The sequence below is a fragment of the Streptomyces sp. NRRL B-24484 genome (genome assembly GCF_000717715.1).
In the GTDB taxonomy this organism is placed as follows: domain Bacteria; phylum Actinomycetota; class Actinomycetes; order Streptomycetales; family Streptomycetaceae; genus Kitasatospora.
The window spans coordinates 104,077-117,633 of sequence record NZ_JOAI01000019.1 but is presented as its reverse complement, the minus strand read 5'-3'; the positions used below and the strand labels follow the sequence as shown (position 1 = coordinate 117,633).

The 13,557-nt window shown below is 75.5% G+C and carries 11 protein-coding genes; 3 read left to right on the top strand and 8 right to left on the bottom strand.

All coding sequences use genetic code 11. The features are described 5' to 3' along the window. Window positions 1–24: 24 nt before the first annotated feature. The 3 genes from adhE to IE98_RS0118785 all read right to left on the bottom strand — a co-directional run bounded on the left by adhE (window position 25) and on the right by IE98_RS0118785 (window position 4,826). Entirely contained in the window at window positions 25–2,661 is a 2,637-nt protein-coding gene (gene adhE, locus IE98_RS0118795) for a bifunctional acetaldehyde-CoA/alcohol dehydrogenase (protein ID WP_030270355.1), read from the bottom strand. 228 nt (window positions 2,662–2,889) lie between these two features. Beyond that, the gene (locus tag IE98_RS0118790; RefSeq protein WP_030270353.1) at window positions 2,890–3,690 is read right to left on the bottom strand and encodes a universal stress protein; all 801 of its coding nucleotides are present in this window, start codon (window positions 3,688–3,690) and stop codon (window positions 2,890–2,892) included. Between the two features lie 350 nt (window positions 3,691–4,040). Continuing rightward, window positions 4,041–4,826 carry a sigma 54 modulation/S30EA ribosomal C-terminal domain-containing protein gene (locus IE98_RS0118785; RefSeq protein ID WP_030270351.1) on the bottom strand — a complete coding sequence of 262 codons (786 nt, stop codon included), beginning with the start codon at window positions 4,824–4,826 and terminating at the stop codon, window positions 4,041–4,043. Between the two features lie 412 nt (window positions 4,827–5,238). Here IE98_RS0118785 and IE98_RS0118780 point away from each other — a divergent pair, with 412 nt between their 5' ends. Together IE98_RS0118780 and IE98_RS0118775 are read left to right on the top strand one after the other, a co-directional pair. Continuing rightward, complete coding sequence (locus IE98_RS0118780) at window positions 5,239–6,120, top strand: universal stress protein (RefSeq protein ID WP_030270349.1); 882 nt, start codon at window positions 5,239–5,241, stop codon at window positions 6,118–6,120. 167 nt (window positions 6,121–6,287) lie between these two features. Further along, the gene (locus tag IE98_RS0118775; protein WP_030270347.1) at window positions 6,288–6,986 is read left to right on the top strand and encodes a response regulator; all 699 of its coding nucleotides are present in this window, start codon (window positions 6,288–6,290) and stop codon (window positions 6,984–6,986) included. 45 nt (window positions 6,987–7,031) lie between these two features. On the opposite strand, the gene IE98_RS0118770 is transcribed toward IE98_RS0118775, so the two are convergent. Together IE98_RS0118770 and IE98_RS0118765 are read right to left on the bottom strand one after the other, a co-directional pair. Beyond that, entirely contained in the window at window positions 7,032–8,750 is a 1,719-nt protein-coding gene (locus tag IE98_RS0118770; RefSeq protein ID WP_030270345.1) for a GAF domain-containing protein, read from the bottom strand. Window positions 8,751–8,870: 120 nt separating this feature from the next. After that, window positions 8,871–9,797, bottom strand: coding sequence for an NADP-dependent oxidoreductase (locus tag IE98_RS0118765; RefSeq protein WP_030270344.1), 927 nt, complete (start codon window positions 9,795–9,797; stop codon window positions 8,871–8,873). A 122-nt stretch (window positions 9,798–9,919) separates the two neighbouring features. Here IE98_RS0118765 and IE98_RS0118760 point away from each other — a divergent pair, with 122 nt between their 5' ends. Continuing rightward, window positions 9,920–11,026, top strand: coding sequence for a GlxA family transcriptional regulator (locus IE98_RS0118760; protein WP_052390685.1), 1,107 nt, complete (start codon window positions 9,920–9,922; stop codon window positions 11,024–11,026). 30 nt (window positions 11,027–11,056) lie between these two features. On the opposite strand, the gene IE98_RS0118755 is transcribed toward IE98_RS0118760, so the two are convergent. The 3 genes from IE98_RS0118755 to IE98_RS0118740 form a co-directional block, all read right to left on the bottom strand. Beyond that, window positions 11,057–11,266 carry a hypothetical protein gene (locus tag IE98_RS0118755; RefSeq protein WP_030270340.1) on the bottom strand — a complete coding sequence of 70 codons (210 nt, stop codon included), beginning with the start codon at window positions 11,264–11,266 and terminating at the stop codon, window positions 11,057–11,059. An 825-nt stretch (window positions 11,267–12,091) separates the two neighbouring features. Then, a complete protein-coding gene (locus IE98_RS0118745; protein WP_043174503.1) occupies window positions 12,092–12,532 on the bottom strand; it encodes a cytidine deaminase in 441 nt (146 codons plus the stop codon). A gap of 80 nt (window positions 12,533–12,612) precedes the next feature. After that, entirely contained in the window at window positions 12,613–13,518 is a 906-nt protein-coding gene (locus IE98_RS0118740) for an NADP-dependent oxidoreductase (RefSeq protein WP_030270334.1), read from the bottom strand. Between the last annotated feature and the right edge of the window lie 39 nt (window positions 13,519–13,557).

Below are 13,557 nucleotides of genomic sequence, written 5' to 3'. Positions count from 1 at the left end.
TCGTGCTGCGGGGTCGTCCGGCGCTCAGCCCCGGGTGCCGTAGTAGGCCTGGGTCATCAGCTGCTGCATGTCGGCGAGCATCGGCAGCCTGGGATTGGCCGGGGCGCACTGGTCCTCGTAGGCGTTCATCGCCTGCCGGGGCAGCGCCGCCAGGAACGCCGCCTCGTCCACGCCGGCCTCCTTGAAGGACCGCGGGATGCCGACCCGGTCACGCAGCTCCTCGACCGCCGCGGCGAGCGACTCCACGCCCTGCTCCGGGGTGGCGGCGGGCAGGCCCAGCGCCTGCGCGACGGCCCGGTAGCGCTCCGGCGCCGCGTAGCTGCGGTACTTGGGCCAGCTGGTCACCTTGCCGGGCGCCGCGCCGTTGTACCGGATGACGTGCGGCAGCAGCAGCGCGTTGGTCCGCCCGTGCGCGACGTGGAAGGTCGCGCCCAGGGTGTGCGCCATGGCGTGCACCACCCCGAGGAAGGCGGAGCCGAAGGCCATGCCGGCGATGGTGCCGGCGTTGTGCATCTTCTCCCGCGCCACCGGGTCGTTCCGCCCGTCGGAGACCGCCCGTTCCAGGTTCTCGAAGATCAGCCGGATGCCCTGCAGCGCCAGGCCGTCGGTGAAGTCGTTGGCGTAGACCGACACGTAGGTCTCGATGCAGTGGGTGAGGGCGTCGAAGCCGGAGTCCGCGGTGACGTCCTTCGGCAGCCGGATGGTGAGCGCCGGGTCGACGATGGCGACGCTCGGGGTGAGGGCGTAGTCCGCCAGCGGGTACTTCTGACCGGTCTCCGTGTCGGTGATCACCGCGAACGGGGTGACCTCGGAGCCGGTGCCCGAGGTGGTCGGAATGCAGACCAGCTTCGCCCTCTCCCCGAGGTCGGGGAAGGTGAAGGCGCGCTTGCGGATGTCGAAGAACTTCTCCTTCAGGTCCGCGAACTCGACCTCCGGGTGCTCGTACATCAGCCACATCACCTTGGCGGCGTCCATCGGCGACCCGCCGCCGAGCGCGACGATCGTGTCGGGCTCGAACTCCCGCATCAGCTCGGCACCCCTGCGCACGGTGTCGATGCTGGGGTTGGGCTCGACGAAGTCGACCACCCGGACCTCGACCGGCTCGCGGCGGCGGCCCAGCACGTCCCGGACCCGCTCCAGGTGGCCGATCTCGACCATCGTCCGGTCGGTGACCACCACGATCCGCCGGGCGTTCGGCATGCTCGCCAGGTAGGTGACCGAGTTGCGCTCGAAGTAGATCTTCGGCGGCACCTTGAACCACTGCATGTTGGTGTTCCGCCGGCCGATCCGCTTGATGTTGAGGAGGTTGAGCGCCGACACGTTGCCGGACACCGAGTTGTGCCCGTAGCTGCCGCAGCCGAGCGTCAGCGAGGGGGTGAAGGCGTTGTAGACGTCGCCGATGCCGCCCTGGGAGCTGGGCGCGTTCCAGATGATCCGGCACGCCTTCACCGCGTGCCCGAACTCCTCGACGAACGCCGCGTCCTCGGTGTGCACCGCGGCCGAGTGCCCGAGCCCGTTGAACTCCACCACGGCGGCGGCGAGTTCGACGCCCTCGCGGCGCGACGCCGCGGTCGTCACCGCCAGCACCGGGCACAGCTTCTCCCGGGTCAGCGGCTCGAACGGCCCCACCCGCTCGACGTCCACCAGGATCACCGAGGTGTCCGCCGGCACCTCGAAGCCCGCCGCCCCGGCGATCTGCGCCGCCGAGCGGCCCACCACCTCGGCGTTCAGCCGTTGCCCGGCGCAGGAGGTGCCGCCGCCCGCGCCGAACAGGTGGCGCTCCAGCAGGGCCTTCTCCTCGGCACTCGCGTGGTGCGCCTTCAGCGCGCGGAACTCGGCGAGCGCGGCCTCGCGGATCTCCGCGTCGAGGACGACCACCTGCTCCGAGGCACAGATCATCCCGTTGTCGAAGGTCTTGGACAGGACGATGTCGTTCACCGCCTGCTTCAGGTCGGCACTCCGCTCCACGTACGCGGGGACGTTGCCCGCTCCGACGCCGAGGGCCGGCTTGCCGCACGAGTAGGCGGCGCGGACCATCGCGTTGCCGCCGGTGGCCAGGATGGTCGCGACGTCCGGGTGGTTCATCAGCGCGTGGGTGGCCGCCGTCGACGGCTCCTCGATCCACTGGATGCAGTGCTCGGGCGCGCCGGCCGCCACCGCCGCGTCGCGCACGATCCGCGCCGCCTCGGCGGAGCAGCGCTGCGCGGAGGGGTGGAAGGAGAAGACGATCGGGTTGCGGGTCTTCAGGGCCAGCAGGCTCTTGAAGACGGTGGTCGAGGTCGGGTTGGTCACCGGAGTGATGCCGGCAACCACGCCGACCGGTTCGGCGATCTCCACGATGCCGTCGATGTCGTCGCGCCGCACCACCCCGACCGTCCTCGTCCCGGCCATCGCGTGGGTGACGTTCTCGCAGGCGAAGACGTTCTTGACCGCCTTGTCCTCGAACAGGCCGCGCCCGGTCTCCTCCACGGCCAGCACCGCGAGCGCGGTGTGCTGTGCCAGAGCCGCCAGCGAGGCCTTCTTGACGATGTGGTCGATCCGTTCCTGGGTGAAGTCCGCGTACTGCTGGAGGGCCGTCGATCCGCGGGCAACGAGCGTGTCGACGGCCGTCGCGGCACCGCCCGGAGCGGGCGGCTGCACGGTTTGCGGGCGGCGGGTCATGGCTGACCACCTTTCAGTGGGATCGTCCGAGGGTCGTCCGGGGATCCGTCGGGGACCGGCGGTGGGCGGGGTTCCGCCCGGCTCTCGACGACCAGCTTCCTGCGGGCCGCACCGTCCGGGGATGGCCCGATGGGGGCCGGACCCGCGGGCCGAAGGTCCCTTCCCCGGGACCGGCGGCAGGGCCGTTGGTCCGCCGGTGCGCCCGGGTGTGGTCCGGCGTTGGCACGCTCACGGGCCCGGCACGACGGCCACCGGGCAGCCGGCGTGGTGCAGGACGGCATGGACGACCGGGCCGAGCGGGATCACGGCGCCGGCCGGCCGGCGCCCCAGGACCATCAGCCTCGCCTTGGCGGACACGTCCACCAGCACCCCGGCCGGCCCGCCGCCCTCGACGTCCGCCAGGACCTCGACCTCGGGATGGAGCGCCTTCCACGGCTCCAGGGCGGCGGCCAGCAGCGCAGCCTCACCGCCGGTGCCCGCAGGGCGTGCTGACCCGGCGTGGACGGCGCGCAGCGGCAGGCCGTACCGGTGGGCGGCGGCGAAGGCGAAGCCGAGGGCCGCCTCGGCGGGGCGGCGCGCGTCCACGCCGACGGCCACGAACTCGCGCGGATGCGGGCCGGCGGCCTCCACCGGGAGCACCACCGTGGGGCAGCCCGTCCGGGCGGCCAACTGCAGCGCGGTCGAGCCGAGCCGCAGGTCCGGGAAGCCTCCGTTCCCCCGCGCCCCGAGCACCAGGAGGTCGGCGTCCTCGCCCGCCGCGAGCAGCGCCGGGACGGCGGTGTCGTGGGCCTGCTCGGTGCGCAGCCGCAGTCCCGGGTGCCGCACCGCCAGGACGTGGGCCACCTCGTGCAGGAGGTCGCCCTCCGGCCGGGCGGCCACCGCGCCGACGGGCAGCAGATGCGGCATCAGCGGGAGGGCGTGCAGCACCCGCAGGCTCCGGTCGCGCAGCAGCGCCTCGCGGGCGGCCCAGTCGGCGGCCGCCGACCCGGCCTCGGATCCGTCGACGCCGACGGTGACGGGAAGGTCCATGGTGCTCGTCTCCTTTCGGTCCCCCCTGGGTCCCGGGCCGGGCCCGGCTCCGCGATTGCGGCGCACCACCATCGTCACCCTGGGTGCCGGGCCGGTCACAGGGCCGACCGGACCGCATTCCCGCCCCGCCACCGGGACCAGTGGCCCCGGGCGGCCCGGCGACGGCTGCCCGACACCGGGGACCACGGCCACCCGCGCACCGTCCGGGCACCGGCGGACCCGACCGGGCCGCCGCGGCACGAGGCCCGGGCGCGCGCCGGAGAAACGGCGGTGACCGGGAACGGCACGAGCGCCGTTCCCGGTCGGGTTCTCCGTGTCCGGCCCCGGGAGTCGCGTGGCCGGCCCGCGCCTCAGAGGACGGGGGTGATCAGGCCGTAGTGGCCGTCGTAGCGGTGGTAGAGCACGTGGCCGCGTCCGCTCGCCGCGTCGGTGAAGAAGACGAACGGCAGGCCGCCGAGGTCGAGCCGTGTGGCGGCATCGGCGGCGGTGAGCTCCGGTGCGCCGACGGTGCTCGCCGGCAGTCCCGGGACGGGCACGGCCTGCGGGTGCGTGGTGGCCAGTCGGTACCCGCCGTCGGCGGTGTCCCGGTGGACGAGGCTGTCGAAGCCGGTCCCGGTGTCGGTGAACAGGTGGAAGTCGTAATCCATCGCCTCGAGTTCGAGCACCGCTTCCCAGGCGGTCTGCCGCGCCAGGCCGTAGGACTTGTGCCGCACGATCCGGCGGTCCTCGCCGTCGCGTTCGCGGCGCTGCGGGCGGTGGCCGCGCCCGGTGCGGTCGCCCCCGGTGTCCGGGGCCGTCCCGTGGTGGCGGTGGTGGTCCCGGTGGCGGCGGACGCGGGCGATCCTGGCGTTGAGCCGGTCCTGCAGCAGGTCGATCGCCTCCTGCATGGTGGCGGCCGCCACGTGGGCCCGCACCGGCCTGCCGTTGAGGTCCACGACCGCCTGGGCGAGCGAGGGCCTGGCCATCGCGTGGTTGGGCTCCTGGGTGAGCCGGACCCGGACGGCGAGGACCGGCTCGTCCAGCCGGTCCAGCACGGCGGTCAGCTTCGCCCGGGCGTAGTCGGGCGCGGCCCGGGTGACCTCGCCGCGGGTCTCCACCCGGACGCCGGCGGCGGGTCGGGTCTGCAGACGGTTCATCGAGGTTCCCTTCGTGGTGGCTTCGGAGCGCCGTCCGGGATCCGCCACGGGCGGTCCCGTCGCGATCCGGCCGGTCGACGGACGGACACCGGTCCGCCCGCCGCTCACGGTGGAGATCCTCCGCGCCCCGCCGGGTCCGCACCCAGGGACGGACGACCCCGCCCGACGGGCCGTCGGTCCCGTCCTCGGCTGCCGGTGGTCCCGCCCGCCGCCGGTGCACTGACGGCACGTCGGCCGGTTCGGGCCGTGTCGGGACGTAGCAGGCGTCGGCCGTGCGCCGACCAGGGACCTCCGGCCCCCGGGTGGGCCCGGTCGGTCCCTGTACCCGCCCCGTCGGCGGCGACAGAGTTCTCGTGGCGCAGGACGAAGCACCGTCCTCGCCGCACACCCCCGATCGCCGCAGGAGGACGACATGACGCGCTGGGTCCTGACCGGTGCCGACGGATCGCCGAGGAGCCGGGCCGCCGTGCACTGGGCCGCCGAGGAGGCCGTCCGCCGCGGCGCCGGTCTGCGGATCGTGCACGCCCTCGGCCGGCCCGACGCCGAGTACGCCCACGACTCGCTCGCCGCGGAGCTGCGCCCGGCCGCGCTGCGGGCGCTCGCCGGGACGGCCGAGGAGGTCCGCCGGGCCCGTCCGGGGCTGACCGTCGAGACCGCCGCGGTCGACGAGGACCCGGTCGACGCCCTGCTCACGGCCGCCGCGGGCGAGGAGTTGCTCGTCCTCGGCTCCCGCGGGATCGGCGGGTTCACCGGACTGCTGGTCGGCTCCGTCGGTCTCGCCGTGGCGGCCCGCGTGGACGTGCCGGTGGTCCTGGTCCGGGCGGACGCCCCGACCGGGCCGCAGGACGGCGGCCGACGGGCCCGCGGGGAGATCGTCGTCGGTGTCGACGGCCGCCACGGCCCGGACGCCGTCCTGGACTTCGCCTTCGCGGAGGCCGCCCGGCGCGGTGCCCGGGTGCGCGCGGTGCACGGCTGGGATCTGGTGCCCGCGTGGACGGCCGCGGGCTGGGTGCCGCCCCAGGTGGACGTCGCCGTGCAGGAGGCCACGGAGCAGGCCGTCCTGGCGAAGGCGCTCGCCGGTGCCCGGGCCGCGCACCCGGACATCGCGGTGGTCGCCGAAACCCGGGTCGGCGGTGCCGCCCACGCCGTGGTGGCCGCCTCCGCCCGGGCCGACCTCGTCGTCGTCGGGCGCCGCGAGCGGGACCACCACCCCCTCGGGGTGCGGCTCGGTCCCGTCGCCCACGCCGTGCTCCACCACTCCGCGGCACCCGTCGCGGTGGTGCCGCACGACTGACCTCCCGCCCGTTCCGCCCTCCGGGCACCCGACCCGTCCGCGGCCGAGTCCCGACGGGCCGGGCGGCGGCCACCGGGCGGTGGCCTCCGGACACGCCGTCACCGGGGCGCATAATGGGGTCCGTTCACCTGCCGCCCCAGCGGCGGTCCGAGAGTTACGGAGAAGCGATGACGGGCAGCACGGAGTCCCGGGCGGGCAGCCCGATCAAGGTGTTCCTGCTGGACGACCACGAGGTCGTCCGGCGCGGTGTGCACGACCTGCTGGACTCCGAACCCGACCTCACCATCGTCGGCGAGGCCGCCACGGTCGAGCAGGCCCTCGCCCGGGTGCCGGCGCTCCGCCCCGACGTCGCGGTCCTGGACATGCGGCTGCCCGACGGCAACGGCGTGACGGTCTGCCGCGAACTTCGCTCCCGGATGCCGGAGCTGGCCTGCCTGATCCTGACCTCCTTCGACGACGAGGAGGCGCTGCTCGACTCGATCATGGCCGGCGCCTCCGGCTACGTGCTCAAGCAGATCACCGGCACCGACCTGGTCTCCGCCGTCCGCACCGTCGCCGGCGGGCAGTCCATGCTCGACCCGGGCGCCACCACCCGGCTGATGGCCCGTCTGCGCGGCGACACCGCGCCGCCGACCTCCGACGTGCCCGGCCTCACGGACCGCGAGCGGGAGATCCTGGCGCTGATCGGCGAGGGCCTCACCAACCGCGAGATCGGCCAGCGCCTCTACCTGGCGGAGAAGACCGTCAAGAACCACATCTCCCGCCTGCTGGCCAAGCTCGGCGTGGAGCGCCGCGTCCAGGCGGCCGTCATCGCCACCCAGACCCTGGCCGCCCACGACCGGGCGGCCGACCGAACCGCCCGCTGACGCCCGGCGCCGCCGGAGGCCGGGCGCACCTGCCCCCGGCGGCGCCTACGCTCCGCGCGCCAGCGGTGCCGACCAGACGAGCTGCGTGCCGCCGTCGGCCGGGACGGAGACGTCGAACCGCCCGCCGAGGCCCTCCGCACGCTCGGCCATGTTCCGCAGTCCGCTGCGGCGGCCCTGCTCGGGGATGCCGACGCCGTCGTCCAGCACGGCGAGCACCACCTGGGTGCCGGTGGCGCGGAGCGATACCTCCACGCGGCCGGCCCGGGCGTGCCGGGCGGCGTTGCTCAGGGCCTCGGCGAGCACCGCCACCACGTGGTCCGCGACCTCGCCGGGCACGTCGGTGTCGAGCAGGCCCTCCATGCTCAGCCGGGGTGCGAAGCCCAGGGTGGCCTGCGCCTCCTCGACCGCCCGGACGACCCTGGCCCGCAGCCCGTTCCCGGCCTCGTCCTCCCGGGCTCGCAGGCCGAAGATGGTCGAGCGGATGATCTTGATGGTCTCGTCCAGGTCGCCGACCGCCCGGAGCACCCGGTCGGACGCCCCGGAGTGGTCGATCAGCCGGGCGGCGCTCTGCAGGGTCATGCCGGTGGCGAACAGCCGCTGGATCGCCAGGTCGTGCAGGTCCCGGGCGATCCGGTCGCGGTCCTCCAGCATCGCCAGCTGTTCGGCGTCGCGGCGCCGCTCGCCCAGTTCCAGGGCCAGCGCGGCCTGGTCGGCGAAGCCCAGCAGCGGGCCGATCTCCCGCTCGGTGAAGGGCGGTTCACCGGGCCTGCGGGCGAGCAGCAGCACGCCCTCGCTCTCGCTGCCGGCCCGGCCGAGCGGCACGGCCACCGCTGCTCCGAGCCCCTGGAAGCGCCGCGGTCCGGCGGACAGCCGCGGATCGTCGGCGAGGTCGGGGCTGGTCACCGGTTCCGCCTTGGCGACGGCCTCGCCGGAGAGCGTGCCCTCCGCCGGGACGACGAGGCCGAGCCGGGCGGCGCCGTCGCCGCCGAGCGCCAGCTCCACCCGGAGCGAGCCGGTGCCGGACACCGGCACCGAGACGTCCGCCAGTTCGGCGCCGGTGATCTCCCGCGCGCGCTGCGCGATCAGCCCGACCACCTCGGACCGGGAGCTGCCGGACAGCAGGGTCCGGGTGATCTCGGCACTGGCGCTCAGCCAGCGCTGCTGGCGCTGGGCCTCCTCGTAGAGCCGGGCGTTGTCGATCGCGACCCCGGCGGCCACGGCGAGGGTGGCGATCACCGACTCGTCGTCGGCGTCGAACTCCTCCCCGCCGCGCTTGTCGGTGAGGTAGAGGTTGCCGAACACCTCCTCGCGCACCCGCACCGGTACGCCGAGGAAGGTCCGCATCACCGGGTGGTGCGCCGGGCAGCCGAAGGACGCCGGGTGCTCCGACAGGTCGCCCAGGCGCAGCGCCTGGGGTCGGCGGATCAGCTCGCCGAGCAGCCCCTTGCCGGTCGGGTAGGGGCCGATCCGCGCGATCTCCTCCTCCGACAGGCCGACGGTGAGGAACTGGGACAGCGTCTCGCCGTCGGGGCCGATCACGCCGAGCGCCGCGTACCGGGCGTCCACCAGCACCGCGGCGGCCTCCACGATCCGCCGCAGCACCTGCGTCAGGTCCAGCTCCCGGCCGACCGACAGCACGGCCTCCAGCAGGCTGTGCACCCGGTCCCGGGTGCCCCGGGCGGCGTCGATCCTGGCCTGCAGCTCCTCCAGCAGCTCGTCCAGTCGCAGCTGCGGAATCCTCGACCGCACCTCGTCCCCGCCCATGCGGCCCTCCTCGTCCCTGTTGCCGGCCGGTCGATTCTGGCAGATCACCGGCCTGACATGGCAGGGTCGACCCCCGCAGCCGGGCGGGCGGCCCGGGTGCGGGGGTGCGGCCGGCGCCGGTCAGGCGACCGTGAGGACGATCTTGCCGGTGGTGCGGCCCTGCTCGCCGAGCTCGTGCGCCTTCGCCGCCTCGGCCAGCGGCAGGACGGTCTCGACCACGGGCCTCAGCGCGCCGCGCTCCACCAGGGCGGCGATCTCGCGCAGACCCAGGTGGTCGGGCTCGACCAGGACCCAGGACGCCCGCACCCCGTCCGGGGCGCCGGCGGGGACGTCGTCCGGGCCGGGCAGGGTGATCAGCCGGCCGCCGGCCCGGAGCACGCCGAGGGAGCGCTCGGCGGTCTCGCCGCCGAGGCCGTCGAGGACCACGTCGATGTCGGACACCACGTCCTCGAAGCGGACCGCGCGGTAGTCGACCACCTCGTCCGCGCCCAGCTCCCGCAGCAGGTCGTGCTTGCCGGCGCTGGCCGTGCCGATGACGTACGCGCCGCGGGCCTTGGCGATCTGGACGGCGAAGTGGCCGACGCCGCCGGCCGCGGCGTGCACCAGCACCCGCTCGCCGGGGCGCACGTCGGCCGCGTCCACCAGGGCCTGCCAGGCGGTCAGCGCGGCCAGCGGCAGCGCCGCCGCCTCCACGTGCGTCAGACCCGCGGGCTTGGGCGCGAGGTGCCGCGCCGGGGCGACCACGTACTCGGCGTAGCCGCCGGCCTGGCGCGGGAAGAGCGGCATCCCGAAGACCTCGTCGCCGGGACGGAAGATCCCGACGCCGGGGCCGACCGCCTCGACCGTGCCGGACACGTCCCAGCCGACCGCGGGCACCGCGCCCCACTCGATGAGGGCGCCGCCGGCGCGGGTCTTCCAGTCCACCGGGTTCACGCCGGCCGCGTGCACCCGCACCAGGACCTCGTTCAGGCCGGGCTCGGGGCGCTCGACCTCTCGCTCGACCAGGTTCTCGGGCCCGCCCCACTGTTCCACGACCACCGCACGCATGTCTCGTCCTCGTCCTTCGTAGCGTCCTGTGCGCCGGGCTCCCCCGGCGACGCAGTCAACGATCCGGCACCCGGGCGCGGCAGGGTATTGGCCGTTCGGCCACTATGTGACAGGATCTGGCCATGGCCGGAACGCGGGTGGACAGCACGGACAGCGAGCGGGAGCGGACGCCGGGCGGACCGGACCGGCCGCACCGGATCGCCGTGCTGGCGCTGCCCGGGGTGCCGCCCTTCGAGCTCGGCATCCCGTCCCGCGTCTTCGGCAGCGCCGAGGACGCCGAGCGGCGCCCGCTCTACGAGGTCACGGTCTGCACCGCCGACGGCGCGCCCGTGCTCAGCGACGCCGGCTTCATTGTGCAGCCGGCAGCCGGCCCCGAGGCCCTGGCCGCCGCGGACACCGTGATCGTCCCGCCGACGCACGCCATGCCCGAACTGGGCGACGGCGGGCCGCTGCCGCCCGAGGTCGCCGCCGCCATCGCCGGGATCCGGCCGGGCACCCGGCTGGTGTCCATCTGCACCGGCTCCTACGTGCTCGCCGCGGCGGGCCTGCTCGACGGCCGGCCGGCCACCACGCACTGGAACCTCGCCCCGGAGTTCCGCCGGGCGTACCCGAGCGTCAAGGTCGACGAGGATGTCCTGTTCGTCGACGACGGCGACGTGCTGACCTCCGCCGGTGTCGCCGCCGGCGTCGACCTGTGCCTGCACGTGATCCGCCGGGACCACGGCGCGGCGGTCGCCAACCGGGCCGCCCGGATGTGCGTGGTGCCGCCGTGGCGGGACGGCGGGCAGGCGCAGTACATCGACCGGCCCGTCCCCGAGCCCACCGTCGCCAGCACCACCGCCACCCGTGCCTGGGCCCTGGAGCACCTCGGCGAGCCGCTGCCGCTCGACCGGCTGGCGGAGCACGCGCGGATGAGCCTGCGCTCCTTCACCCGGCGCTTCCGCGACGAGGTCGGCATGACCCCGGTGCAGTGGCTGACCGCCCAGCGGCTGGAGCTGGCGAAGAACCTGCTGGAGACGACCGACCTGCCGATCGACCTGGTCGCCCACCGGGCCGGCCTCGGCTCGGGGAACTCGCTGCGCGCCCACATGCGGGCGGCCTTCGGGGTCTCACCGGCCGCCTACCGCCGCACCTTCAGCCCGCACGAGCCCGTCACCGCGGGCGGCGCCACGGGCGGCACCGCTGCAGGCACCGCGGCCGGCCGGGCCGGCGACGGGCCCGCCGCGTAGCACCGCGACGCCCGCCGGGACCACGTTCCGTCACATCTGCAGCTCCTCGCCCCAGGCGAGGCAGTTGCCGTGGATGTCCTGGATGTCGCAGTGCCGGGCGGCGAGGACCGGCTCCGGCCGGTCGGTGAACTCGGTGACGATCCGCCCGTTCCCCACCCGCGAGACGCCGTACTGCCGGCGGAAGTCGATGCCCATCTCCGATTCGAGCGCGCGCCTGGCGACGGCGTACTCCCCCGCCATCCCGGGTGTTCCTTGAACACGGCGGCGATCACGTCGAGGAAGGCGACCTCCTCGGGTGAATCGAGCTTCGGATACGTGGTCATGGGGGCGCTCCTGTCTCTGCGGGTGAGCGGTCTCACCGGCCGTGTCCGGCCCGGCGCTTCGGCCGCCGCGGTCATGCCCCGTCACCCGGGCCGCGGGGATTCCCCCTCGGACGCCCCGCTGCGGCCCGGATCCGGTCGACGCACGGACGCGGCAGCCGCGCACGCGCCAGGCCGGCTCGACCCGCGCGGAATTCACAGCTCTCCCGTTCCATGCTCGCGCAGGTCCTCCCTCGCCGCCATTCCCGGACGCGGCGGCTCGGTGCCCGCCTCCGGTGCGGCAGAACGGTCGTCAACTCCCCTGCGCACCCGGGGCCGCGGCCGCACCCGACCGGCGGCGGCACCGGAGAAGCCGGACGGTCCCGGGGCAGCGGTGGGGCGCGCCCCGGGACCCGCGAGGCGGTCGGCCACTGCTCGGCCGACCGCCCGTTCGGCGCGACGGTCGCGGCGGTGTGCCGATGCTAGGCGCGGCGCGGGCCGGTGTCACCGGCCCGCGCGATGAACAGCTCCGATGATTGGGCCGGACGGCCCCCGGCCAGCGCCCCCACCGGCCGGTTGCACCCGAACTGCCCGCCGGCCGACCGGCCCGGGGACGCCTCGGCCCGCTCGGCCGGGCAGCGGAAGGCGGCTCCTCCGGGTGCCATGTCCGGCCCGCCGTACGGCATTTCGTGACCGATGGTGACGGGCGTTCCGTCGGCCACGGCGTCCGGCCGCGGTCCGGAGCCGGCCCGCTGTCCGGCCGGGGTCACGGGCTGTCCGGTGCGTACGGCCAGACGTCGTCGGGGAAGACCCGGGCGAACCAGTGCGGTTGGACGTCCCGCAGTCGCATCGTCCGCCAGCGGTGCGGGTCCTGCGGCTCGGGCACGCCGACCTCGACGTCGGGGCCGTAGGCGAACAGCCGCTCCTGGCAGACCCCGCACGGCGCCAGCACCCAGTGGCCGCGGTCGCCGTCGGCAGCGGTCACGCAGACCGACGCCACCACCCGCCGCCCCCGCTTGAAGGCCTCGCAGATCGCCCCCGTCTCGTGGCACAGCCGCACCGCGTTGTTCGGCGCCTCCGGCGCGGTGCTGGTGAGCACCGAGCCGTCGTCGAGCCGCAGCGCCGCGGCACCCGCCCAGTCCTGCCCGGGGAAGCGGGACCGCACCAGTCCGATCGCGGCATCCACCGGTTCACGGTCGATGGCCATGGACCGACGGTACTGTCTCGGTCCCGCACCCACGCACAGCTCGGCCAACCGGACGGGCGCCCCGCTGCGCGCTGGGCGGGTCAGGGCAGCAGGACGGCCTTGCCCCGGTTGCGGCGGGCCTCCAGGTCGGCGTGGGCCTGCGCGGCCGCGGCGAGCGGGTAGCTCCGCCAGATCGGCAGGTCGAGCCGCCCGTCGGCGGCCAGCCGCACCAGGTCCGGCAGGGGGTCCCCGGCCCCGTCCGGGGCGCCGGCGCTGAACCGGACGCCGTGCTCCGCGGCGGACAGGTCGGCGATGGTGAGCACCCGGCCCGGGTCGCCGGTCAGGGCGACGGAGTCGGCGAGCACCCCGGCGCCGGAGGCGTCGAGGACCAGGTCCACGCCGCCGGGGGCGGCCGCCCGGACCCGCTCCGCCCATCCGTCGCCGTAGCGGACCGCCGTGGCCCCCAGGGCGGTGAGGCGCTCCAGGTCGCGCTCGGCCGCGGTGCCGATCACGGTGGCGCCGCGGGCGGCGGCGAGCTGCACGGCGAGGACGCCGACGCTGCCGGCGGCACCGTGGACGAGCAGGGTCCGCCCGGCCCGCACGTCCAGCTGGTCGAGGACGCGGACGGCCGTCCGGCCGACGGTGACCAGCGAGGCGGCGAGCTCCCAGGAGAGCGCTCCGGGCTTGGCCACCGGCCGCTCCAGCAGGGCGTGCTCGCCGTAGCTGCCGCCCGCGGTGGACCCGAGGACCTCGTCGCCGACCGAGGCACCGGCCCCGGCGCCGACGGCGTCGACGACACCGGCCGCGTCCAGGCCGGGGACCACGGGGAAGCGGGCGGGTGCCCGGCCGGCCATCAGGCCGGACCGGATCTTCAGGTCGAGCGGGTTCACCGAGGCGGCCCTGACCCGGATCCGGACCTGGCCGGGCCCCGGCTCGGGCAGGGCGACCCGGGACGGCCGGAGCACCTCGGGTGCGCCGTACTCGGAGAAGGTGATCGCTTCGGACATCGGGAACTCCCAAGGGGGAACGGGACGGAGGAGGAGAAA

Coding starts and splice junctions, on each gene's coding strand:
- IE98_RS0118760 (WP_052390685.1), top strand. CDS start 9,920: ATGGCCGGAACGCGGGTGGACAGCACGGACAGCGAGCGGGAGCGGACG.
- IE98_RS0118785 (WP_030270351.1), bottom strand. CDS start 4,826: ATGAACCGTCTGCAGACCCGACCCGCCGCCGGCGTCCGGGTGGAGACC.
- adhE (WP_030270355.1), bottom strand. CDS start 2,661: ATGACCCGCCGCCCGCAAACCGTGCAGCCGCCCGCTCCGGGCGGTGCC.
- IE98_RS0118745 (WP_043174503.1), bottom strand. CDS start 12,532: ATGGCCATCGACCGTGAACCGGTGGATGCCGCGATCGGACTGGTGCGG.
- IE98_RS0118775 (WP_030270347.1), top strand. CDS start 6,288: ATGACGGGCAGCACGGAGTCCCGGGCGGGCAGCCCGATCAAGGTGTTC.
- IE98_RS0118770 (WP_030270345.1), bottom strand. CDS start 8,750: ATGGGCGGGGACGAGGTGCGGTCGAGGATTCCGCAGCTGCGACTGGAC.
- IE98_RS0118790 (WP_030270353.1), bottom strand. CDS start 3,690: ATGGACCTTCCCGTCACCGTCGGCGTCGACGGATCCGAGGCCGGGTCG.
- IE98_RS0118740 (WP_030270334.1), bottom strand. CDS start 13,518: ATGTCCGAAGCGATCACCTTCTCCGAGTACGGCGCACCCGAGGTGCTC.
- IE98_RS0118755 (WP_030270340.1), bottom strand. CDS start 11,266: ATGGCGGGGGAGTACGCCGTCGCCAGGCGCGCGCTCGAATCGGAGATG.
- IE98_RS0118765 (WP_030270344.1), bottom strand. CDS start 9,797: ATGCGTGCGGTGGTCGTGGAACAGTGGGGCGGGCCCGAGAACCTGGTC.
- IE98_RS0118780 (WP_030270349.1), top strand. CDS start 5,239: ATGACGCGCTGGGTCCTGACCGGTGCCGACGGATCGCCGAGGAGCCGG.